At 40.3% G+C, this 23,258-nt stretch carries 19 protein-coding genes; 2 read left to right on the top strand and 17 right to left on the bottom strand.

Annotated elements, in window-relative coordinates:
* Nucleotides 1–15: 15 nt before the first annotated feature.
* The 8 genes from PDT38_RS14405 to zapA all read right to left on the bottom strand — a co-directional run bounded on the left by PDT38_RS14405 (nucleotide 16) and on the right by zapA (nucleotide 8,853).
* Nucleotides 16–789, bottom strand: a complete 774-nt coding sequence (locus tag PDT38_RS14405) for an enoyl-CoA hydratase (protein ID WP_270802586.1) — start codon at nucleotides 787–789, stop codon at nucleotides 16–18.
* Nucleotides 790–1,389 carry a TetR/AcrR family transcriptional regulator gene (locus PDT38_RS14410; RefSeq protein WP_270802587.1) on the bottom strand — a complete coding sequence of 200 codons (600 nt, stop codon included), beginning with the start codon at nucleotides 1,387–1,389 and terminating at the stop codon, nucleotides 790–792. It abuts the gene before it with no gap.
* Nucleotides 1,390–1,536: 147 nt separating this feature from the next.
* Nucleotides 1,537–3,216: an AMP-binding protein gene (locus tag PDT38_RS14415; protein ID WP_270802588.1), complete on the bottom strand. Its 1,680-nt coding sequence runs from the start codon at nucleotides 3,214–3,216 to the stop codon at nucleotides 1,537–1,539.
* Nucleotides 3,217–3,422: 206 nt separating this feature from the next.
* On the bottom strand, nucleotides 3,423–3,827 hold the full coding sequence (locus tag PDT38_RS14420) for a DUF350 domain-containing protein (protein WP_172296911.1): 405 nt from the start codon (nucleotides 3,825–3,827) through the stop codon (nucleotides 3,423–3,425).
* 18 nt (nucleotides 3,828–3,845) lie between these two features.
* Nucleotides 3,846–6,203 carry an endonuclease MutS2 gene (locus PDT38_RS14425; protein ID WP_270802861.1) on the bottom strand — a complete coding sequence of 786 codons (2,358 nt, stop codon included), beginning with the start codon at nucleotides 6,201–6,203 and terminating at the stop codon, nucleotides 3,846–3,848.
* A 16-nt stretch (nucleotides 6,204–6,219) separates the two neighbouring features.
* Entirely contained in the window at nucleotides 6,220–7,935 is a 1,716-nt protein-coding gene (polX, locus tag PDT38_RS14430) for a DNA polymerase/3'-5' exonuclease PolX (RefSeq protein ID WP_270802589.1), read from the bottom strand.
* A gap of 115 nt (nucleotides 7,936–8,050) precedes the next feature.
* Complete coding sequence (locus PDT38_RS14435) at nucleotides 8,051–8,587, bottom strand: CvpA family protein (RefSeq protein ID WP_270802590.1); 537 nt, start codon at nucleotides 8,585–8,587, stop codon at nucleotides 8,051–8,053.
* Between the two features lie 8 nt (nucleotides 8,588–8,595).
* Nucleotides 8,596–8,853: a cell division protein ZapA gene (gene zapA / locus PDT38_RS14440; protein ID WP_270802591.1), complete on the bottom strand. Its 258-nt coding sequence runs from the start codon at nucleotides 8,851–8,853 to the stop codon at nucleotides 8,596–8,598.
* Nucleotides 8,854–9,000: 147 nt separating this feature from the next.
* On the opposite strand from zapA, the gene rnhC reads away from it, so the two are divergent.
* Nucleotides 9,001–9,933 carry a ribonuclease HIII gene (rnhC, locus tag PDT38_RS14445; RefSeq protein ID WP_270802592.1) on the top strand — a complete coding sequence of 311 codons (933 nt, stop codon included), beginning with the start codon at nucleotides 9,001–9,003 and terminating at the stop codon, nucleotides 9,931–9,933.
* Nucleotides 9,934–10,226: 293 nt separating this feature from the next.
* Here rnhC and pheT read toward each other — a convergent pair whose 3' ends face one another.
* The 3 genes from pheT to PDT38_RS14460 all read right to left on the bottom strand — a co-directional run bounded on the left by pheT (nucleotide 10,227) and on the right by PDT38_RS14460 (nucleotide 14,795).
* Nucleotides 10,227–12,641, bottom strand: a complete 2,415-nt coding sequence (pheT, locus tag PDT38_RS14450; protein ID WP_270802593.1) for a phenylalanine--tRNA ligase subunit beta — start codon at nucleotides 12,639–12,641, stop codon at nucleotides 10,227–10,229.
* A gap of 14 nt (nucleotides 12,642–12,655) precedes the next feature.
* Entirely contained in the window at nucleotides 12,656–13,690 is a 1,035-nt protein-coding gene (pheS, locus tag PDT38_RS14455) for a phenylalanine--tRNA ligase subunit alpha (RefSeq protein ID WP_270802594.1), read from the bottom strand.
* 352 nt (nucleotides 13,691–14,042) lie between these two features.
* A complete protein-coding gene (locus PDT38_RS14460) occupies nucleotides 14,043–14,795 on the bottom strand; it encodes a TrmH family RNA methyltransferase (RefSeq protein ID WP_270802595.1) in 753 nt (250 codons plus the stop codon).
* A gap of 115 nt (nucleotides 14,796–14,910) precedes the next feature.
* Here PDT38_RS14460 and sspI point away from each other — a divergent pair, with 115 nt between their 5' ends.
* Entirely contained in the window at nucleotides 14,911–15,123 is a 213-nt protein-coding gene (gene sspI, locus PDT38_RS14465; RefSeq protein WP_270802863.1) for a small acid-soluble spore protein SspI, read from the top strand.
* A 32-nt stretch (nucleotides 15,124–15,155) separates the two neighbouring features.
* Here the strand turns inward: sspI and cstA are convergent, their stop codons facing one another.
* From cstA to PDT38_RS14495, 6 genes are all read right to left on the bottom strand, one after another.
* Nucleotides 15,156–16,952, bottom strand: coding sequence for a carbon starvation protein CstA (gene cstA, locus PDT38_RS14470; RefSeq protein WP_270802596.1), 1,797 nt, complete (start codon nucleotides 16,950–16,952; stop codon nucleotides 15,156–15,158).
* Nucleotides 16,953–17,405: 453 nt separating this feature from the next.
* Entirely contained in the window at nucleotides 17,406–18,914 is a 1,509-nt protein-coding gene (gene arfA / locus PDT38_RS14475) for an arabinosylfuranosidase ArfA (protein ID WP_270802597.1), read from the bottom strand.
* Nucleotides 18,915–18,938: 24 nt separating this feature from the next.
* The gene (locus PDT38_RS14480; protein ID WP_270802598.1) at nucleotides 18,939–19,781 is read right to left on the bottom strand and encodes a carbohydrate ABC transporter permease; all 843 of its coding nucleotides are present in this window, start codon (nucleotides 19,779–19,781) and stop codon (nucleotides 18,939–18,941) included.
* On the bottom strand, nucleotides 19,781–20,725 hold the full coding sequence (locus PDT38_RS14485; protein ID WP_270802599.1) for a carbohydrate ABC transporter permease: 945 nt from the start codon (nucleotides 20,723–20,725) through the stop codon (nucleotides 19,781–19,783). The genes PDT38_RS14480 and PDT38_RS14485 overlap by 1 nt, the downstream gene beginning before the upstream one ends.
* A 33-nt stretch (nucleotides 20,726–20,758) precedes the next feature.
* On the bottom strand, nucleotides 20,759–22,039 hold the full coding sequence (locus PDT38_RS14490; RefSeq protein ID WP_394356291.1) for an ABC transporter substrate-binding protein: 1,281 nt from the start codon (nucleotides 22,037–22,039) through the stop codon (nucleotides 20,759–20,761).
* A gap of 27 nt (nucleotides 22,040–22,066) precedes the next feature.
* Nucleotides 22,067–23,230: a sn-glycerol-1-phosphate dehydrogenase gene (locus PDT38_RS14495; RefSeq protein WP_270802866.1), complete on the bottom strand. Its 1,164-nt coding sequence runs from the start codon at nucleotides 23,228–23,230 to the stop codon at nucleotides 22,067–22,069.
* Nucleotides 23,231–23,258 lie beyond the last annotated feature (28 nt).

The raw sequence follows: 23,258 nt of genomic DNA on the forward strand, positions 1-23,258 counted from the left end.
CCCCATGTTTTCTTGTTATTCTCCCTTAAAATGCGGTTTCCGTTTCTCTAGGAAAGCTTGTATCCCTTCTTGTGCATCTTTAGATCCAAATAATTCGCTAAAACGCTTTCCTTCGAGCTTTAGGCCTTCTTCATAAGAATGACTTTTCCCTGCATAAAGCAATTCGATCACATATGCCAGTGTCTGTGGACTTTTTTCTGCGAATTTAGTTGCGAGTTCTTTGCCCTTTAGAAGAACTTCAGCTTCATTTTTTGCTAAAATGGTCACCAGTCCATATGAAAATGCTTCTTTTCCAGAGATCGGTTCAGATGTTCCGATCATTTCAAGCGCTCTTGCGGTTCCAACATATTTCGGGAGACGCTGTGTTCCTCCATAACCTGGAATAATTCCGAGGTTTAATTCTGGAAGTCCAAGCTTCGCGTTTTCCTCTGCTATTCTAATATGGCAAGCCATTGCAAGCTCAAGTCCGCCCCCAAGAGCAGCTCCATGAATAGCTGCAATAATCGGTTTTGGAAAGGATTCAATTTTTTCAAAAACTTGATGGCCATTATTGGCGAGATTTGTATCAGCTTGTTCCATTAATGAAGTAAATTCTTTAATATCAGCACCTGCTGAGAAAAATCTTCCCTCCCCATGAATGACGATACTTCTTACATTTCGATCCTCTTTAAGCTGATCGAGACAGTCAGAAAGATCTGTTAACACCTTTGTAGACAGCGCATTTGCAGGCGGATGCTGAATGGTGATCACCGCAATATGGCCTTCTGTTGACAGCGATAAAGTCTTCATCTAGATTCCCCCTTTTTCACCACTGCTGAAACCATGAATTAACAGTTCATGAATACTGTCTGCCAGTTGTGGCAGATCGTATTTTTGATCATTCATCACCCAAGTTGTCACCGTTTCATCAATTGTTCCGAAAATCATCTGTTTTGCTAAACGAACATCAAGTGTACGTCTAAATTCTTCAGTTTCTTTTCCTTCGGTGATGATATCCTCTAAAATCATTAAGTAACTCTTCAGAATTTCATTAATTTTTAAACGCAGATCCAAATTGGACTGTCGAAGTTCTAATTGGGTCACAATCGCCAAATGTCGGTCTCCACTCAGCAGTTGAAAATGCTTTTTGATAAACAAGGAAAGCTTCTCTGTTGCTGAATTTTTCACTTTCATTTCTTCATTCATTTGTTCGATAAACTGACCCATCTTTTCTTTAAATAAAGAAATAAGAATATCTTCTTTATTTTTAAAATAAAGATAAATGGTACCGTCAGCCACCCCAGCCTGCTTAGCAATTTTCGAAACTTGAGCCTGGTGATAGCCTTTTTCTGCAATCACAATTACAGCTGCGTCAATAATCTGCATATACTTCGGTCTCTTTTGTTTCAATTGGCTTCGTTCCTTTCTATCTAATGAATGAACACTCATTCATGACTCAATCGTAAATAAAATTACCGATTTTGTCAAGGATGAAAAGAATATTTCCCTTCATTCATCTTTTAAAAGCCTGCCGTTTTGTATGCAGCAGGCTTCACTTTATACCTTAGCCTTTTCTTCATCTACTAGCGCTCTTCTTAATATCTTACCGACTGCTGTTTTTGGTAGTTCATCTCTAAATTCATATATTTTCGGGACTTTGTAAGGCGCTAAACGTGATCCAGCATATTCATCTAATTCCTTCTCAGTTATTGTAACATGATCTTTTAAAACAACAAACGCTTTCACAGTTTCTCCCCTGTATTCATCAGGTACTCCAATCACAACAGCCTCCTGAATAGCTTCATGCTCATATAATATTTCTTCAATTTCACGCGGATAAATATTATATCCCCCTGCAATGATCATGTCTTTCTTTCGATCGACAATATAGAAAAAACCATCTTTATCCATGTAACCGATATCACCGGTAAACAGCCAGCCATCCCTAAGTACAGCAGCCGTCTCCTCAGGATTATTCCAATAACCTTTCATCACTTGAGGACCTTTCACAACAATTTCTCCACGTTCATATGGTTCGAGAAAACCACCGGTTTCTTCAGAATAGATCGCCGCTTCTGTACCAGGCCATGGACAGCCAATACTTCCCGGCTTGTTCAAACCCCAAATCAAGTTGGAATGGGTGACTGGTGAAGCCTCAGATAATCCAAATCCTTCAACAAGCTTTCCTCCTGTAACCTTTTCAAACTGTTGTTTCACTTCAACTGGAAGCGGGGCAGAACCGCACAAACAGCTTTTAATAGATGATAGATCGTACTGCTTGATATCGGGATGATTCAATAAAGCGATATAGATGGTAGGGACACCGGGAAAAATGGTTGGTTTTTCTTTATCAATCGTCTTTAATACTGTTTGCGTATCAAATCTAGGCAGGAGAATCATTTCGTAACCTTGGCTAATCGTCAAATTGATAATTGCCATCATCCCATAGACATGAAAAAATGGAATTAGACCGAGCACTTTTTCTTTTCCTTTCTTCAATTTGTATGACCATGTGACACATTGTTTAATATTGGCTAAAATGTTACAGTGTGAAAGCATAACAGCTTTCGGAGTTCCCGTTGTCCCCCCAGTATACTGCAAAACTGCAATATCATGAAAAGGGTCAACCTCAATATGTGGAGGACCATTTGGAATAGGACGTTTCATTATTGTTCGAAAAAAGTGTGTCGACTCATTTTCAGTGATTTCAATTGAAAATTGCTCCTGTTTTTTTTGAACAAACGGATAAAACATATTTTTTGGAAATGGGAGATAGTCTTTTATACTGGTGACGATGGTATGCTTTAAATTTGTCAACGCTTTCATTTTTGATGCAACTGGGTAGAGGTTATCAAGCGTAATTAAAATATCCGCTCCGCTGTCTTTTAACAAATGTTCAAGCTCTCTTTCCTTATAAAGAGGATTTGTTTGAACAACGATGCCTCCAGCGAAAAGCACGCCATAATATGCAATGACAGCCTGAGGACAGTTCGGTAACATAATGGACACCCTATCTCCTTTCTTAAGGCCAAGAGACAAGAGATAGTCTGCGATTTTTAAAGCTTCCTCGTAAACTTGTTGATAGGTTCTTTTTTTTCCAAGAAAATGAATGGCTGTTTTTTCAGAAAATTGTTGTGCGGATTGTTGTAGGACGGAATGGAGTGTTTGATCTTCAAACTGTAGTTCATGAGGAATTTGTTCAGGATAATGAAGCAACCATGGTTTTTCAACTGACATAAAACTCCTCCTTATCAAATGACTGTTAATTCAAGTATATCAAATCATATTCAGAAAGTAATGATTTTTTAAAAAAGGCGCCTGAAAACTTAAACTTCAGGCGCCTTTTTTTCAGGCATAAAACAGCATATAAATCATACCAATCAGAACAAATATCCCTGCGATGCACAATAAGACTTTCGCTAATTTCTCCATCTATACTCCCCTTAAATACCTGCGGCCACGACAAATGACAAGCCGACAGAGATGACAAAAGAAATGAAGCCGACAGCACGGTTGTCATTTTCAATCTCCTTGTCAATTTTGAATCGCGGTGTCAAGAATTCAAAGATAAAATAGCCAATCAACAGCAAAGTGAAGCCAAATATTCCCCAGCCAATCATTTGCAGCAAGGAATTGTGCTGACTGATCGATTTTTGTAATATGTTTGCGATCCCTAAAATTTTTCCCCCTGTTGCTAATGCCACCGCAAAGTTTCCTTTTTGAATCTCTTCCCAATTTTTATATGAAGTCACAAGCTCAAAAATCGTCAAAAATATAACGAGGCAGAGAATGGATACACTGTAATAGGCAGCAATTTCAACCAGATCGTTTTCCCAAAATTCTTTCATACCGATTTTAACTCCCTTTTATTTTAATTCGACAATCGTAACTCCTGATCCTCCTTCTCCCGCTTCACCGAATCGGGTGTTTTTTACATTTCTGTGGGATTTCAAGAGATCTTGAACACCTTTTCTAAGTGCACCGGTTCCTTTTCCGTGAATGATTGATACCCTTGGATAGCCGGCGAGAATCGCATCATCCAAATATTTTTCAACACGATGAAGCGCACTTTCATAGCGCTCTCCTCTAAGATCAAGTTCAAGTGATACATGATAATCTTTTCCTTTAACCGCAGCAATCGATCTTTGTTTCTCTTGCTCAGGTGCTGATTTCATAAATTCAAGATCTTTTTCTTTTACTTTCATTTTCAAAATCCCGATTTGGACATTCCATTCATTTGCACCTGTTTTTTCAAGCAATGTTCCTTTTTGGCCAAAGCTCAAAACTGTGACTTCATCACCCTGTTTTAATTCTCGCTTGTTGCTTTTTTTCTGAACCGGTTTCTTTGCCTTCTCAAATGAAGGTACCGCACTTTCCAAACGTTTTTTTGCCTCAATCAATTCATGGTCTTTAAAAGTTTTTTGCTCTGCTTTTATCATTCGCAGGGAGCGGATAATGTCATCAGCTTCTTTCATCGCTTCCTTGACTTTTTCAGCTGCCTTTTGTTCAGCTTGCTCATACAGCCGGTCTTTTTTCTCCTGCCATTCGTTGATTTGCTTTTGTAGATCGCGATGAAGCTTTTCAGCCTCAGTACGGATCGCTTCCGTTTCAGTCAGTTCTACTTCCGCTCGTTTTTTACTGTCTTCCAATGATGCGATCATCGTGTCGACTTCATTGTGTTCAGTCGTCATTTCTGACTGCGCACGACCGATCACATGCTCAGGAAGGCCTAGCCGTTTTGAAATTTCAAATGCATTGCTTCGACCGGGTACGCCGATTAACAACCTATAAGTTGGAGATAGGGTTTCGATATTAAATTCAACACTTGCATTGATTACATTTTCGCGATTATAGCCGTATGCTTTTAGTTCCGGATAATGAGTTGTAGCGATGACACGCGCTCCTGTTTGGTACACTTCGTCAAGAATACTGATCGCAAGTGCGGCCCCTTCCTGAGGATCTGTTCCTGCTCCAAGTTCATCAAATAGTATCAAGCTATTTTCTGTCATATCTTTCAAAATATCAACAATATTGACCATATGCGAAGAAAACGTACTTAAGCTTTGTTCAATCGATTGTTCATCACCGATATCGGCAAAGACTTGATCAAACACGGCAATTTCTGACCCCTCTTCTGCCGGAATATGAAGTCCGGATTGTGCCATCAATGTTAATAAACCGAGCGTTTTCAGGGTAACCGTTTTCCCACCTGTATTTGGTCCAGTGATCACAATTGTTGTGTAATCTCCCCCAAGCACTATATCATTTGGAACAACCTCTTTGATTGGCAATAGTGGATGACGTGCTTGAATCAATCTGACATAGCCGCGGTCATTTACACTTGGTTTGACTGCTTTTGTCGCCTTTGCATATTTTGCTTTTGCAAAAATATAGTCTAGAATTTGCAAAATGTGTACATCATGAAAAAGCTCAGCTGTGTGTTCAGCTGTTTTTTCAGTCAGCATCCGTAGTATCCGTTCGATTTCTTGTGTTTCATTTACTTTTGCTTGACGAAGCGAATTGTTCATATCAACGATCGCTTGAGGCTCAATAAACAATGTTGCACCTGAAGAGGACTGATCATGAACGATTCCTCCATAGCTTGACCTATATTCCTGTTTAACCGGAATTACGAAACGGTCATTGCGGATCGTGACGATCGTATCTGAAAGCATCTTTTGTGCTGAAGATGATCGCAACATCGCCTCAAGTCTATCTCTAATCCTTGATTCAAGCGTCCGTAACTGTGTTCTGATTCCTCTTAATTTTTCTGAGGCGCTGTCAAGTACTTCCCCATAGTCATCGATACATGATTGAATCGCTTTTTCTAACTCTGACAGTGGGATCAGTTTTTCCGCATACTGGTGAAGAAAAGGAATCTCAAGTCCATCCGCAAACAGACTTTCTAGAAAATGCTTCATTTGTTTTGTCGCATATAAAAGACCCGATATTTCTGTAAACTCGCCCGGACTTAAAACACTGCCAATCTCTACTCTTTTTATCGCTTTTCTAATATCAGTCAAACCGCCGAATGGGGCATTTCCTTTTAACCGGATAACGGTAGCAGCCTCATCGACTTCTTCTTGTAGCTTTTTCACCTCATCCAATGAACATGACGGTATAAGATCAAAAATGATTTCTTTGCCTAAAGATGAAGCTGTATATTCCGCAAGCTGTTCTTTTACTTTATGAAATTCAAGTGCTGATAGCGCTTTTTGTTGCAAAATCAATTAAACCTCCTTAAGAACGATGGCGCGACAAAAACGTATAGACTTCTTCCAAAGAACGAGTATTCAATACGTTCGCTTTTTGAGTCCATCCTTTTCTCGCTGCCATAACACCTGTTTTCATGTCATATAGCATGTCCTTGCTATGGGCATCTGTATTAATGACGAGCGTCACCCCGGCAGCATTCGCTTTGAGCAGATGCTCCATTCTAAGATCGAGCCGCGCAGGGTTAGCATTTAATTCTAATGCTGTATTTGTTTTTTTGGCGAGCTCAATCAGTTGGTCGATATCGACTTCATAGCCCGCTCGTCTTCCAATGAGGCGACCTGTTGGGTGTGCAATGATATCGACATGCTGATTCATTAGTGCTTGTTCCAGTCGTTTCATGATAACATGCTGTGGCTGAGAAAAGTTTGAATGAATCGAAGCGATAACAAGATCCATTTCTGCTAGCAGTTCATCATCATAATCGAGCGTCCCATCAGGTAGAATATCCATCTCAACACCCTTAAAAATATGGAAATTAGTAAATTCTTTGTTTAATTTGTCAATTTCCTTCGCTTGCTTTCGCAGTCTTTCGGGTGTTAAACCATTGGCAACTTTTAAATATTGCGAATGATCGGTAATGGCCATATATTGATAGCCTTTGGCTATACAGGCCTCAGCCATTTCCTTAATTGAGTAAGCACCATCACTCCACGCTGAGTGCATATGGAGATCACCTTTTATATCTTCTATCGAAACCAGACCTAGATGATCTTGATATATTTCGACTTCTTTCCCGGACTCTCTCAGTTCAGGAGGGATAAAGGGTAGTCCAAAGTGTGCAAAAAATTCTTTTTCGCTAGAAAACGTTTGAATGTCTCCTGTTTCAATGTTTTCGACCCCATATTCACTAATTCTTTCGCCTTTTTCTTTAGCAAGTTGGCGCATTTTAATATTGTGATCTTTAGAACCCGTAAAGTGGTGGAGTGCTGTCGGAAACTGGTCTTCAGTCACCAAGCGGAAGTCAGCGCTGATTTCTGATTCAAATTGAAATAAAAGCGACACTTTCGTATCTCCTGCTGCAATGACTTCTTTCACATTTGAAAGTTTTAATAGACCTTCGCGAACAAGGCTGTGATCAGTGACTGCAATCATATAGTCAAGATCTTTCACCGTTTCTTTAGCTCGTCGCAGGCTTCCGGCTCGCGAAAATTTCATCAGACCTGGCAGCCCTTTGAGCTGTTCCTCAATTTCTTCTGCAACTGCTAAAGCCATTCCAATCGGGTATCGTTCTGGTCGTTTCCCTGCTTCACCTAAAGCTTGAAGAATCTTTTCTTCCGTTTTTTTTCCGAACCCAGCCAGTCCTTGAACTTTGTGCTCTTCACAAGCTTCCTTTAATGAAGACATATCACTGACGCCCAACTCTTGATATAGTTTAGCAATTTTTTTACCGCCAAGCCCTGGCAATTTCAACAGTGGAATCAGTCCCTCTGGAACTTCCTTTTTTAAACGTTCGAGTGTTCCAGATACACCTTGATCCATGTATTCCTTGATGACGGCATATGTACCTTTTCCAATGCCAGAAAGAGACATCATATCATCGATTTCAGAAAGGCTGCGGTCATCTTGTTCAAGTGCTGCAGCTGCTTTTCTGAAAGCTGATATTTTGAAAGGGTTGTCTCCTTTTAGTTCCATATACATTGCAATCGTTTCAAGCAATCGAATAACATCTTTTTTATGCATGTTTTTCACCTCTTCGTATCCCGTGTCCTAGTTCTAATCATACAAATTTTTAGATATTCCGACAACAAACCAGCAGATTGGCTTTAAAAAAACTCCCCCGAAAAACAGAGAAGTTTTACAAAGATCCATACTGATGCATCATTTGTTCTAGCAAGTCTGACAAAAATGGTGTTTTATGAACAACCAAATCAGCCAGCATCGAGCTCGCCATCATACTGTGCAACTCATCAATTGGCAAGAGCGCACCGACAAATAAAATGATAAAAACAAATAAATAAATTTCTACAAAGCCAAGCAGAGCTCCAAGTATCTGATTGACCTGCTTAATAACAGGGATCCGTGCAACAGCATCTAAAAATGATGCAGCAATTCGCAAAAGAATGATTGTCAGGATAAAAAGAATGAGAAAGGCAATCATGTTGTAATAAGCGTCTTTAAGACTGCCATTGAAAAATGAAAACGCTGCCTGACCACCTGAAAAGTCCGGTGCTGGAATCCAGCCAAGTTTTGGGGCAAGATCACGATAATAGACTCCTGCTACAGCGATTGCAACAATGAATGTCACTAGGCGGATACATTGGCGAATAAAGCCTCTTTTAAGACCGATCAACAGGCCCGATAAAAGTAATATGATAATGATGATATCTAACATCGTGATGTTCAATCCTTTTCTTTTAGTTGTCCTTTTAATCTTTCAAGTTCTTCTTTCAATTTCAAATAATCATGTACTACATTCACAGCGGTTAATACAGCAAGTTTATTTATATCAAGATACGGATTTTTTTCATTGATTTCTCTCATTTTATCATCCACAATTGAAGCAACGTGCCTCATATGGCTTTTCGTTTCTTCGCCGACAATTGTGAATTGCTGACCGTATATGTCAACTGTTGTTTTTATTTTGCGACCATCAGACAACGTTTCTCCTCCATTCTGCTTGCGAGAATCCTAGTTTCTATCATAACATGTTTAGAGATTGAATGAAACGATCAGCCCTGCTGTGATGATACATCTGTTAATATATTGTACGATCTATTCGTTCGTTTTAAAAAGGAGATGAAGTTCATGTCACATTCAGTTTTAAAAGTAAGCCAATCAGTTATAGAAAAAATGAAAACATATTATCAAGCTGATATCACTTCCCTTTCTATCCAAGGAGCCGTTTTTCAAGCAAAACCTCAAAGTTGCACCATTACAGCATATCGATCTGGAAAAGTTTTGTTCCAAGGAAAAAATGCTGAGAAGGAGGCAGAGCGCTGGAATGAATCTGCCGAGAGACCAATGGATAAAAAAACAGTCTCCAAAAAAAGTGTATCTTCCATCTATCAACCGCCTAAAGGTATTAGCTCAATGTCTGTCATCGGCTCTGATGAGGTTGGAACAGGTGACTATTTCGGCCCAATGACTGTTGCCTGTGTATATGCCGAAAAAACAAAACTTCCGCTTTTACAAGAACTTGGTGTCAAGGATTCGAAACATTTGAAAGACCCGCAAATCATCCAAATCGCACGTGACTTAATTAAAACAGTCCCATACAGCCTCTTAGTCTTGAGGAATGAAAAGTATAATGAAATGCAAGAAAAAGGAATGAGTCAAGGAAAAATGAAAGCCCTCCTGCACAACCAAGCGATTACAAACCTCCTTAAAAAACTGGATGGAACACGCCCAGAGGCGATTTTAATTGACCAATTTGCTGAACCGACCGTTTATTTTAAACACCTCGCAGGCAAAACTGCCATCAAAGAGCAGACATATTTTAGTACAAAAGCAGAAGGCATCCACCTCTCTGTCGCTGCTGCATCGATTATCGCCCGCTATTCATTTTTAATGGAGATGGACAAGCTTTCGAAAGTAGCGGGGCTCACGCTACCTAAAGGGGCGGGAGCATTAGTAGATCAAGCAGCGGCAAAGCTGATTAGAAAAAAAGGTGTGACTGCGCTTCGTCAGTTTACAAAACTGCATTTTGCGAATACGGAGAAGGCTAAGCGGATGGTATAAAGCTGAGAACTTCTGTTACGCGGGGGATTCTTTACTTTGGAAGCCTCCAATTGGAGTATGGACTTTACTTGACCCGAGCCTCAAGGTCTACATTTTACCGCGTTTTAAGGTTATGTCTGTAAGAGCCTTGCTGGCTTAGCTCCAGTGGGTTGCATTTCAATATTGGTGCAGCCCTTTTCAGCCGTTTATATGACGAATAATCGAGTGAAATATTAACATTAAATCGGACGAGCCAGTCCTAAAAAAATAGCCAGCCCCGATTTGATCGAGAACTGGCTTCACATCGCTTTCTTTTATCCTCTCAACACCGCTTGATACGCATCCTCGAGCGCTTTCAGCACTTGATTGTGAATGTCTGTGACTTCTTCCTCTGTCAACGTTTGTTCCGGATTTAAGTATTGCAGGCTAAAAGCGACCGATTTTTTGCTTTCTTCCATATGTTCGCCTTCATAAACATCAAAAACATGCACTTCATTCAATAATTTGCCACCAGCTTTTTTAATGACATCCTCAAGTTGACCACTTGTGATCTCTTTGCTGACGACTAGTGCAATATCGCGTGTAACAGAAGGATACCTCGGTATAGCCGTATATGTGATATCCGCTACATCCAGTGCAAACAATTCATGCAGATCAAGCTCAAATACATATGTCTCAGGGAGATCCAGTTCTTTTTCAAGGAATGGATGAAGCTGGCCGATGAAGCCGACTAAAGCCCCGTTGTACAATATATTAGCTGTCCGTCCTGGGTGGAGCTCTTTTCTTTCAGATTGAACAAACTCGATTCCTTCATGAATACCAAGCTTTTCTAACAGACCTTCGACAAGTCCTTTCATCACAAAGAAGTCAACCAACTTCTTCTCACCTTGCCAAAGGTTTTTATGCCATAGTCCAGTGACAGCTCCAGCAACATGTTCTTTTTCAACCGGTTTTGTCTGTTCTTCAACTTTAAAGAAAACAGAACCGATTTCGTAAAAAGCTACTGAATCGCTTTGTCTTGCCAAGTTGTAAGCAACTGAATCAAGCAAATTCGGGAGCAGACTTTGTCTTAAGACACTTCTTTCTTCACTCATTGGCAGTGAAAGGAACGTTTTAAATGACTTTTCAAGAGAAAAGGCAGTTGCTTTTTTGTCATTTGTTAATGAGTATGTGATCGCTTGAGAAAGACCCGCTCCCTCTAAGAAACGTCTAACTTTTCGCCGTTTTGCTTGATAAGAGGTCAGTCCACCAGAAAACCCTGTTAACTCAGGAAGTGTAGACGGTATATTATCATACCCATATAGTCTAGCAACCTCTTCAATTAAATCTTCTTCAATTGCAATATCGCCTCTTCTCGACGGAACAGTGACGATCACATCAGCTTCTGATGTTTTGACAGAAAAACCCAACTTCTCAAAAATATGAACCATTTCCTCTTGACTGATCGACATGCCAAGAACCTTTGTTACTTTTTCAGTAGACAGACTGATGATATTTTCTTTGATATCCAGGTGATCTTCTACAACTGTCCCTTCTAAAACGACACCGCCCGCGTATTGACTAATCAAATCTGCTGCACGTTCTGCAGCAAGTAGCACACGCGCTGGATCAATTCCTTTTTCAAACCTGATACTTGATTCACTGCGAAGACCAAAATCTTTGGAAGCCTTACGGACTGTCTGACCATTAAAGTATGCCGCTTCAAGCAAAATCATTGTTGTATCTTCGCGAACTTCAGATTCTGCTCCACCCATCACACCAGCGACAGCCTGCGGAATTGAACCATTTGTAATGACAAGGTGCTCAGGTGTTAACGTTCTTTCCTGTTCATCAAGTGTGACAATCGTTTCATTTTTGAAAGCCTTTCGGACAACAACTTCTTTTGAACCGAAGCGATGATAATCAAAAGCATGGAGTGGTTGACCGTATTCGAGAAGAACAAAGTTGGTAATGTCAACAACATTATTGTGCGGTCTAATTCCAGCGTTGATCAGCTTTGTTTGCATCCATAGTGGGGATGGACCAATTTTGACATCCTTGATCATTTTTGCTGCATATAAAGGATTAGCTCCCTTGTCATCGATCTTGACCGAGATGTAATCTACCGCTTTTTCACTTCCTGCTTGATAAGAAGTTTCTGGAAACTTGACTTTACGACCAAGGATTGCCGCTACTTCATAAGCAACACCAAGCATATTCATCGCATCAGCACGGTTTGGTGTAAGCCCTAGTTCCAGTACCGCATCATCAAGAGCCAAGTTTTCAAGTGCATTAGTGCCTGTTTCAGTCTCACTTGGGAATACGAAAATCCCTTCCGCATATTCTTTTGGTACAAGTTTCCCTTGGATACCAAGCTCTTGTAAAGAACAGATCATCCCATGTGAGGCTTCACCCCGAAGCTTCGCTTTTTTAATTTTAAAATTTCCCGGCAACACTGCACCGACAGTGGCAACGGCTACCTTTTGGCCTTTCTCAACATTTGGAGCCCCACAGATGATTTGCACAGGCTCATCAACACCAATATCGACAAGACACTTGTTTAATTTATCAGCATTTGGATGCTGTTCACGTTCAAGAACATGCCCGATTACAACACCTTTTATCCCTTCTCCTTTATATTCAATTCCTTCAACTTCGATTCCGCTTCTCGTCATTTTTTCAGCAAGTATTTCAGGATTCATTCCGTTTAAATCTACGTATTCTTCCAACCATTTATAAGAAACAAACATTGTGCGTCCTCCTTTTAAGCCTGTTTAAACTGGGATAAAAATCTAACATCGTTTGTATAAAAATGACGAATATCATCAATACCATATTTCAACATCGCGATCCGTTCCACACCCATTCCAAATGCAAAGCCTTGATATTCTTTAGAATTGAATCCAGCCATTTCAAGCACATTCGGATGCACCATTCCCGCGCCAAGTATTTCAATCCAACCGGTTTGCTTACAAACAGAACACCCATTTCCACCACATTTGAAACAGGAGACATCAACTTCAACAGATGGTTCTGTAAATGGGAAGAAACTTGGGCGTAATCTGATTTCACGTTCTTCACCGAACATCTTTTTCGCAACCGTTTCAAGTGTTCCTTTCAGGTCACTCATACTGATATGGTGATCAACACAAAGCCCTTCAATTTGCATAAACTGGTGGGAGTGTGTTGCATCATCATGATCACGACGGTACACTTTTCCCGGACAAATGATTTTTACAGGACCTTTTCCTTGGTGTTTTTCAAGTGTACGTGTTTGAACTGGTGAAGTTTGCGTTCTCATCAACGTATCTTCGGTAATGTAAAAACTATCCTGCATATCACGTGCCGGATGTTCTTTTGGAAGGTTGAGCGCCTCAAAATTGTAATAATCTGTTTCTACTTGAGGACCTTCTTCAACGGAATAACCCATACTAATAAACAGATCTTCAATATCTTCGACAACAACTGTCAATGGATGCGTAGAGCCCGTTTTGACAGGACTTCCTGGAAGTGTCACATCAACCGTTTGCTCTTGTAGCTTTCTTTTGACTTCTTCCTCTTCAAGTTTGGCATTTTTTTCAGCAATAGCAGCGGCAATTGTTTCCCTGACTTCGTTTGCCAATGCACCCATTTTTGGTCTTTCTTCTGCTGAAAGCTTTCCCATCCCCCTAAGCACTTCTGTAATCGGACCTTTTTTCCCAAGATATGCAACTCTAACATCATTGACTGCTTTTAAGGAATCTGCAGCTACTACTTTAGCAATTGCTTCTTTTTCAAGCCGTTTTAACTCTTCTTGCATTTTTTAATTCCTCCTTTTATGTAAAAAACCTAATTTTCGGCAATAAAAAAGCCCCTTTCCAAATGAAAGGGACGAATCGTGGCCCGTGGTACCACCCTTTTTAAGAAACAAAAAACTTTGCTTCCTCACTTCATAAACATAACGGACAATTGAATCCGGTTCACCTTTACACATCTATTGGTGTGGTCCAAGTGACAACTCAAGAGGTGAAACGTTTTTTAACCTGCCCTAAAAATGCTTTCAGTCTAGGCACTTTTTCCCTAAAAAGGCATCACGGTCAAAAACAGCCTCTATCACTGTTTTTACATATAATAAGTTTAATTATAGTGAATTCCATCGTCTGATGCAATGGTTATCCGCGAAGATGATAAAGTAATATTGCTGTGGCAGCTGCCACATTGAGAGACTCAGCTTTTCCATAGATCGGGACGTAAAGATTGCGGTCAGTTCGTGTTAGCATTTCTGGATCAACACCTGAACCTTCATTTCCGATTAAAAGTGCGAATGACTGTGATGGTTTCACCTCTTGATATGGAATTGCATTTTGCAGCGCAGTCCCATATACAGGGATGTTTTTTTGTTTTAGTTGTTCCATTAATTCAGAAAGCTCAAATTTTATGATCGGAAGATGAAAATGTGATCCTTGGGCAGATCTCAGTGTTTTACCATTGTATGGATCGACCGTCCCAGGACTGACAACGATGGCATCGATCCCAGCGGCATCAGCTGTCCGAATGATCGTTCCTAAATTGCCAGGATCTTGAACACGATCGGCAAGCAACAATTTTTTATATTGGAAAGGATTGCTCTCCGTTTCCGACAGTCGACAAACAGCTGCAACAGTCTGAGGTGTCTCTGTTTCGGTGATTTCTGTAAAAGCATCCTCACTTAGTATGTAACAAGAAACAGATAAATCCAGATCATCTGGGAAATTCGCTTCCTCTGTAACCATCACTTCCAAGACAATCCCGGGTGTTTTCAGTGCTTCCTCGACAAGGTGTTCCCCTTCAATGATATAAGTATTGGTTTTGGTTCGCTCTTTCTTGCTATGAAGTTTTTTCCAATCTTTTACTTTTTGGTTTTTAGCAGATTCAATTCGTTTCAAAGCGTTTGACTCCTTTGTCTGACAATAGTTTCATTATATCTCATCATTGATACATATTAAACCTGTCAATCGTACAGAATAGTAAAAACAAGTGAGGAATGGAGTGAAAGTGAAAATGGATTTAAATTTAAGAAACGCAGTTATTTCTAATGTCACAGGAAATACACAAGATCAACTAAAGTCTACAATTGTCGATGCGATTCAAAGCGGTGAAGAGAAGATGCTACCGGGTTTAGGCGTTTTGTTTGAAGTGATCTGGAAGCACGCTTCAGATTCGGATAAAATCGAAATGCTCGAAACCTTAGAGCAAGGATTAAAAACACCATAAACCGGAGGCCTTTTGTGCCCCCGGTTTCATCATTAACGAGGAATAGATGGTTCCATTCTTAAGGTAGGATCACGCCACATTTCGACCCACCTTTTAAGTGCACTAACCATAATTATCAATCCCAAAAGAAGCATGATGATCGATAATATACCGTTTATCATACTGTAGCCAGCAGCTTCCGCATTAAAATAAACGTGGCTGATCATCCAGTATCCTGCATAATTGACAGTGATATATAAATAGCTAAGCGGGATAAGACATGTTAACATATAGCGCCGTTTATCCGCAATTTTTAGGATAACAGTCGCCCCGATAATGAGACCGACAGATGCCATCAGTTGATTGGAGACACCGAACAGAGCCCAAATCGAACTAATGTCACCGGAATATAGTAAATAGCCCCACATGAAACAGGCAAGTGCACTTGCAATGACTGAGCCCGGGAGCCAGTCCGTTCTTTTAAGCGGTTTGTATAGATCTCCAAAAAAATCCTGAATTAAATAGCGGGCCACTCTCGTTCCGGCATCAATGGCCGTTAAAATAAAGACCGCCTCAAACATAATCACAAACTGGAAAAAATACGATGATAAATGACTGAAAAATGGAACATCAGTAAAAATGTAAGTCATACCAACAGCAAGTGTTACGGCTCCGCCTGTCCGCCCCTCTAAATTTAGACCAATTTCCTTACTGAGCTCAGGTAAATGCACAACATCGATGCCAAGTGTCCGAAACATCTCTGGAGAACTGTTAATGGCAAAATAATCACCTGGTTGTAAAGCTGTCGCCGCAATCAAAGCCATAATGCCCACTAAACACTCGACAAGCATCGCTCCAAAAGCGACAAACTTCATATCACTCCATTTGTTTAACATTTTCGGTGTCGTACCTGAGCCAACAAATGCATGAAACCCGGAGATTGCCCCACAAGCAATCGTAATCGAAATAAACGGCCAAACAGGTCCTGGTGAGACAGGTCCACCGCCTCCTGTAAACTCTGTAAAGGCTGGAAATGGGATTGCCGGATTGACGATAAACACCCCAGCAATCAAAGCGATGAACACACCGATTTTCATAAAACTGCTTAAATAATCACGAGGTGCAAGCAGAAGCCAAACAGGCAGGGCTGCTGCAAAAAATGCATAAATCGGCAGTACGATCGCAAGTGTCTTTGTGTCAAGTGTCAACACTTCACCTAGCGGCGTATTGGCAACAGACGGTCCGACAAATACACCAATCATAAGCAAAATGAACCCTACTGTTGATGCCAGTTTTAAGTTGCCTGTTTTTTTATAAAACAAACCAACGCCCATGGCAATCGGGATCGTGATGGCAACAGAAAACGTCCCCCATGGGTTATGTTCGAGCGCGTGGAGGACAACCATTGATAAGCCTGCCATCGTAATCGTAATAATGAATAGCATGGCAAGCCCTGTGCAGAACCCGGCAACAGGTCCTAGCTCCTCTTTCGCCACTTCTGACAGCGACTTCCCATTTCTTCGCATTGAAGCAAATAATACGACAAGATCATGAACCGCTCCCCCAATCACTGCTCCGATCAACAACCACAATAACCCAGGTAAATAGCCGAATTGTGCAGCTAAAATCGGTCCGACAAGCGGGCCTGCTGCTGCAATAGCTGCAAAATGATGTCCAAAGGACACCCATTTGTTTGTCGGGACATAATCTTTGCCATCTTCCTGAAGATGAGCCGGAGTCGGTTTGTCATCGTTCACCTTCAACACTTTCACCATCATAAATGTTCCGTATAAACGGTAGGCGATCGCCAATAGACAAATAGACGCGATCACAATCGTAATAGCATTCATCCAATATCTCCCCCCTCGTGTCCTTTTTAACATATCCCATATTTTTTGTAAGCGCAATCATTTGTTTGATCCGTTTGTTAAAAACCTGAACTCGCTATTAAATGCCGAAAGGAAAAAGCTTTACATCTGATAAATGAAACAACTCGTTCACGGCATTGGACATGTAGTCTACCTAAAAGGGATGTCCACCTTTTTTCAATTTAGTTTATATGTTCATTATTTTTGTTGATTAAATGTATAAGAGAACATTTGATTGGAGTTGTCCTAAAAGTAGTGTGGATGAATGAAAAACGGGGAATTCGCTCACTTTCCACGGGCGATCAGCGAGACCCCGCAGGAGGCTCGCAATTCCCCCTATCCATGCTGATCTAAGGCTTAAGGTAAGATATACAAAAAAATAAACACCTTCAATTATAAGCAATTGAAGGTGCACTTCTATGTTATGCTGTTGTTTTATGATTTCTTCAATCTCATCACATTCCAGGAAAGCTTCGGCAGACGAGATTTGAGTATACCATCACACACTTGAGCATCTCCACAGCTGTGGGGAACTACATTATTTCTGTTTTCTTGGTTGGTCCCTTTCACATCATCGTGTTCAAGAACGATATGTTCTTTCACAGTATAGCCAGCAAAGCTTCTCATATCTGCTTCCAAGTCTAAGCTGCTGTCAGTCGCTCGGTTAACCGCAAAAACGGTTAACTCTTCGGCTTCTTCATTGAAAACAGAGACAGACTCTAAGTACGGTACATCTGTAAAGTCTTTACTGTCATACTTTGGAGATGAAACCACTGATTGCAATACAGTTCCCCGTCCATAAATAGAAGCATGCATAAATGGATAGAAAATCGTCTGACACCAAGCCTCACCACCTTTGTCTGTCATAATTGGCGCAATCACATTGACAAGCTGAGCCAGGCAAGCAATTTTGACACGATCTGCATGCTTTAGCATTGTGATGAGCATACAACCGACTAGCAAGGCATCTTCAAAGTTGTATATGTCTTCAAGAAGGTGTGGTGCTTTCGACCAGCGCTCAATTTCTTTGTCTTGCTCGTTTGAATGATACCAGACATTCCATTCATCATAAGAAAGATGGATCGTTTTCTTACTGCGTTTTTTCGCTTTCATATAGTCACAGACAGCCACAACCGTTTTGATGAAATGGTCCATATCAAGCGATTTCGCCAAATAGTTGGGCAGATCATTTTCTTGATTTCCGTAATAGGAATGAAGAGAAATATACTCAACATGTTCATACGTATGATCAAGCACAGTCGTTTCCCAGTCAATAAATGTCGGGATTGCACTGCCAGAGCTTCCACAGGCAACTAGTTCAATCGATGGATCTGTCCACTTCATCACTTTTGCAGTTTCAGCAGCTAGTCTACCATATTCAGCCGCTGTTTTATGACCGATCTGCCAAGGTCCATCCATCTCATTACCGAGACACCATGTTTTAATGTTGTGTGGCTCTTTATATCCGTGAGACTTTCTAAGATCACTATAGTATGATCCTGAAGGATGGTTGCAATATTCTACAAGATTGCGAGCAGCGTCAATTCCTCTTGTCCCAAGGTTAACGGCCATGTTCACCTCGGCTCCGACCAACTTAGCCCAATCCATAAATTCATTTGTACCGATTAAGTTTGGTTCTGTCGTTCCCCATGCCAGATCAAGTCTTGTCGGCCGTTTTTCGACAGGGCCAACACCGTCTTCCCAGTTATAACCTGATACAAAGTTTCCACCTGGATAGCGAATAAACGGTACTTTCAACTCTTTTACTAATTTAATAACATCTTTTCGGAAACCAACTTTATCAGCTTCAGGATGACCGGGCTCATAAATTCCTTCATAGACAGCTCTGCCAAGGTGTTCAACAAACGAGCCATAAATCCGCGGATCAACTTCAGCAACTTTATATTGTTTATCAATCGTCATTTTCGCTTTCTTTTCAGTCAAATTAACCATTCCTTTCAGATTTGATTACCCTTTAATTCCACCAGCAGTAAGGCCTGAAATAAAATATTTTTGGAAGAACAAGAAAATTAAGATAACAGGCAAAATGGCCAGTACAGATCCTGAAATGAGCATGTCATAATTGTTTCCATACGGACTAAGTAAAGTAGATAATCCGATTGGAAGCGTAAACATTTCTTTTGACCGTAAAACAATTAATGGCCATAAAAAATTGTTCCAACTGTTTAATGATTGAAGAATGATCATTGCACCAAAAGCCGGCTTCATGAGCGGCGCCATAATCCGGAAGAAAATCCCGAATTCTGTGCAACCATCCATCCTTGCCGAATCAAGCAAATCTTTCGGTAAACCGAGCGCATACTGCCTAAAGAAAAATACAGCAACAGGAGACACAATAAACGGGAGAATGACACCGGTATATGTGTCAGAAATATGCAATGAAACTGTCATTTTAAATAAAGGCAGCATTAAGATTTCAATTGGCACCATCATGATCAAGAGCACAAGAACAAACAGCAGATTTTTCCCTTTAAACTGATATACAGCAAGCCCGTATCCAACTAATGAAGAAAACAAAAGTGTTAATACGGTGGAAATGACCGTAAGGAACAAGCTGTTTGTGAACCATTTAAAATAAATGCTTCCACCGTTAAACAAATATGCATAGTTGTCAAGGCTTAAAATATCAGGGTCAAGCTTTAAATTAAGCCCGAACCGAAGCAATTCTGAAGATGGTTTTAGCGAACCGAGCAATAAGCAGAGAAGCGGAAATACAAACAAAAAACTCAATAGGGCAAACAGAAAAATAGAAGCTACTTTTGCAATGTTTAAACCTCTGGCAGGACCCATTAATAGCCCTCCTTTTTAAATGAACCAGACAGTTTTAATGAAATGAGACTTGCGATTAGAATGATGATCAAAAGCACAATGCCAATCGCTGAGCCATAGCCCATATTGTTGTAAGCAAGTCCTTGTTGATAAATATATCCGACCATCGTCAATCCGATATTTCCTGGAGAGTTGTTTTGCCATAGCACATAACTTTCTTCAAACATCCGAAAACCGCCAATAATGCTAATGGTTAAAACATAAACGGTGACAGGTTTTAAAAATGGCAGTGTTATATGGTAAAACTTCTTCAAAGTGCCGGCCCCATCCATTTCTGCGGCTTCATACAAATCTTTCGGAACATTTTGTAAGCCAGCCAAAAAATATAGTACATTGATACCCATCCATCTCCAAGATGCCAGCAAAACCATTAAAAACATTCCGGTATGTTCATTATTCAGCCAGTTTTGTGGTAAAGCGCCAAGTTTAACTAAAATCGAATTAGCAAGTGATGTTTCCAACTCTCCAAAAATCAGCCGAAAAATAATTCCCGCTACAATCGTTGAAGTCAAAGCCGGGATGAATAAAGCGGATTTAAAGACACTTTTAAACTTCACCAGTTTTGAATTCAAAAAAACTGCAAGTATAAGCGGTACAGGTATTAGAATCAATAATGTCCAAAAGGTGTATGTGATCGTGTTGAAAAGTGCGGTAAAAAAAGTAGGATTATTTAATGCTTTGTAGTTATCCAGCCCAACAAAATGAATATCTCCGGGAAGAATGCTCTGAAAACTCATAATCAAAACGCTGATAAGCGGATAAAGAAAAAATATGCAAAAGGAGATGACAAAAGGTGCTATGAAAATGTAAGGTGCTGCTTTTGCTGAATATAGAAAACTGCTGAGTTTTCTTTTTCTGCTCACCGGCGGAATCGAATGCACTGTGTCAGTTTTAACAGTCTTCAAGTTATCGCCTCGCTTTACCGTAATGAAAGACTACTATTGGCCCTTTACTTCAGCGGCTGCATCATCCAATGCTTCTTTTGGCGATTTGCTACCATTTTTGATCGCTTCAAATAAGACATTTTTATTGACCAAATCGGAAGTTTTCGCAAAATCCTCATGGAGATAAAGCGGATTTATCTCATCTTTTATCTCGAGAAGCATAGAAAAAATCTTTGTGCCGTTTTGAAAATAATCTGTATATTTATTACGTTGTTTTAATTCTTTTGAACTCCATACATCCCATCGTATCGGATCAAATCCAAGGACAGTCCAAAGTTTGGTATTTCCTTTTTTCGATGCTTTAGCAAATTTCAAAAATTCTTTGGCTAATTTAACTTGTTTCCCTTGTTTTGGAATGACAGTTGCAGTTCCACCCATTCCTGCTGAGCGATCTCCACCTTTTTTCCATGCCGGAAGCGGCCTGATCGCGATCTTTCCTTTTAAATCCGGCATATAATCTATGAACCTACCCATATACCAGATTGGCATTAAAACAGATGCCGCTCCGCCTTGATTCATGAATCCATAGTATTCTTCACTGTGATGAAAGCCTCCTGGTGCGGTAACTGCGATTTTATCTTTTTCTTTTAAATTTTTAACAAATTCAAGTGTTTTGACATTTGTTTCATTATTTAAAATGAATTGACCGTTCTTATCAAAGTAACCTGATCCCTGCTGAGAAATCAGTGGTAAAAATGAGTTGGAATCAGTCGTTTCAATGGTTGTCATCGGCTTACCGGTTTTTTTGACAACCTTTTTGCCAGCTTTGCGATAATCATCCCAAGTTTTGATGTCATCTGGGTTGACCCCTGCTTTATTTAAAATGTCCATGTTATAGTACATCACAGTCGTACCGACATGGGTTGCAAGCCCATACACTTTTCCATTTTTACTGTAGAGAGTCAGCCTTGCTTCTACAAACTTGTCACGTTCGTCTTTAACCAAAGAAGTTAGATCTTCTAAAGGAATGTCTGAACCTTTCAAAAAATTAGAGAAACGTGCAAGCTCAACATCAGCAATATCAGGAAGTCCTTTTCCTGCCAAAAGGGAAATGGATAGGTTATCATGCATTTGTCCATATGGATAGACAACGGTATTTAATTTAATCTTTCGATCAGGATATGTTTTGTTCCATTCTTTCACCATTTCTGCATAAAACTGTTCATGCAGTCCATTAAACGTCCAAAATGTCAGTTCAGTCTCATCTGCTGTTTTGCCTGTGGTGGGGCTTGCTCTGCATCCTGTTAATAAAACATTTATCGTCAACAATATCATGAAAAATGAAAGGAACTTTCTCACGTTTTAACCCCTTCCATGCTTGATCTTAGGTAAAAGATCGTATTGGTCAATCATTTTCAAACCTGTATAACGGTCTCTAAGCTGATGAGCACACGCAAGTGCCTCTGAGAGAAGAGACTCTTCAACATCTAGTTCTTTAAACTTTGTTGGACCACCAACATGTTTCATCCATTCTGCCATCTTCTGACCGCTCGGTAGTCCTTTATAAACAGAATGAATCGTTTTTTTCATTTGGTCATCATCAATATCTTCATGAATGAGTGAGTGATAAATATCTGCTAGCAAGATGGTCGCACAGCCAACCTTAGCCCCATGAAGCACCTGCCGTTTTTGATTTTCCAAAGCCTTCATCTCCAAGAAGTGTGAAAGGTGATGCTCTCCTCCTGAAGCAGATCTAGAATGATCGAGCATGAGCATGACAAGGCCGGAGATCACCAGTGACTCCATTAATATACGGATGCCTTCATGTGTCTTCTCAGCAATCTCATCGATTCGAGCGAGACATTGATCAAGCGCTGTTTTTGTGATCCTCGCAGCTGTCGGACAATAAGGCTCAGCGTTAAGTAAACGAGAGACTTCCCAATCAGCAAGTGATGTGATTTTACCAAGCATATCTCCAAATCCAGCGGCAACCATCTGTTGTGGCGCCTCCCGAAGAATGTTAATATCTGCGAACAGAGCCAGCGGTGCTATCGTTTGTATCGTCTGTTTTTTACCATTTAAAATGAGCGGTGCTCCAGCTGAGGTAAAACCGTCCACAGATGGAGCTGTCGGTACCGAAAGAAATGGAATCCCACGCTGATAAGCACAAAACCGAACAATATCATGAATTGTACCAGCTCCTGCAGCTATCAATATGTCCGTATCAAGCGGTATACCGATTAATGCACTGACCAATGTTCTTTCATCTGCCGTCACATCGCCAGCCTTATTTGCTTCAAGTTGAAGTGAAGTCACCTCAGCTATTCCGTTAAGAAGAGACATCAGCCGTTTTCCTGCAATCTGGTCCGTTATGTTATCACAAACAATGACAATTTTTTTAAATGAAGCAGTTTCCACAAAGGAAAGCAATTCTTGATCTATGGCGTGTTGACCTATGACGATTTTTTCAATCGTAAGCGGAAAGTGATCGGCTTTACAATGACATGCACCTAACGTGTTTTCCATATAAGTGATTAGGTCATTCATAAAAAGC

It is taken from the genome of Bacillus changyiensis (genome assembly GCF_027706145.1).
Taxonomy (GTDB): Bacteria; Bacillota; Bacilli; order Bacillales; family Bacillaceae; genus Bacillus; species Bacillus changyiensis.

Bases quoted from the DNA above. Each gene is read 5' to 3' on its own strand.
- PDT38_RS14405 (WP_270802586.1), bottom strand. From the start codon at position 789: ATGAAGACTTTATCGCTGTCAACAGAAGGCCATATTGCGGTGATCACC.
- PDT38_RS14415 (WP_270802588.1), bottom strand. From the start codon at position 3,216: ATGTCAGTTGAAAAACCATGGTTGCTTCATTATCCTGAACAAATTCCT.
- PDT38_RS14420 (WP_172296911.1), bottom strand. From the start codon at position 3,827: ATGAAAGAATTTTGGGAAAACGATCTGGTTGAAATTGCTGCCTATTAC.
- polX (WP_270802589.1), bottom strand. From the start codon at position 7,935: ATGCATAAAAAAGATGTTATTCGATTGCTTGAAACGATTGCAATGTAT.
- PDT38_RS14435 (WP_270802590.1), bottom strand. From the start codon at position 8,587: ATGTTAGATATCATCATTATCATATTACTTTTATCGGGCCTGTTGATC.
- rnhC (WP_270802592.1), top strand. From the start codon at position 9,001: ATGTCACATTCAGTTTTAAAAGTAAGCCAATCAGTTATAGAAAAAATG.
- pheT (WP_270802593.1), bottom strand. From the start codon at position 12,641: ATGTTTGTTTCTTATAAATGGTTGGAAGAATACGTAGATTTAAACGGA.
- pheS (WP_270802594.1), bottom strand. From the start codon at position 13,690: ATGCAAGAAGAGTTAAAACGGCTTGAAAAAGAAGCAATTGCTAAAGTA.
- sspI (WP_270802863.1), top strand. From the start codon at position 14,911: ATGGATTTAAATTTAAGAAACGCAGTTATTTCTAATGTCACAGGAAAT.
- cstA (WP_270802596.1), bottom strand. From the start codon at position 16,952: ATGAATGCTATTACGATTGTGATCGCGTCTATTTGTCTATTGGCGATC.
- PDT38_RS14480 (WP_270802598.1), bottom strand. From the start codon at position 19,781: ATGGGTCCTGCCAGAGGTTTAAACATTGCAAAAGTAGCTTCTATTTTT.
- PDT38_RS14490 (WP_394356291.1), bottom strand. From the start codon at position 22,039: ATGATATTGTTGACGATAAATGTTTTATTAACAGGATGCAGAGCAAGC.
- PDT38_RS14495 (WP_270802866.1), bottom strand. From the start codon at position 23,230: ATGGAAAACACGTTAGGTGCATGTCATTGTAAAGCCGATCACTTTCCG.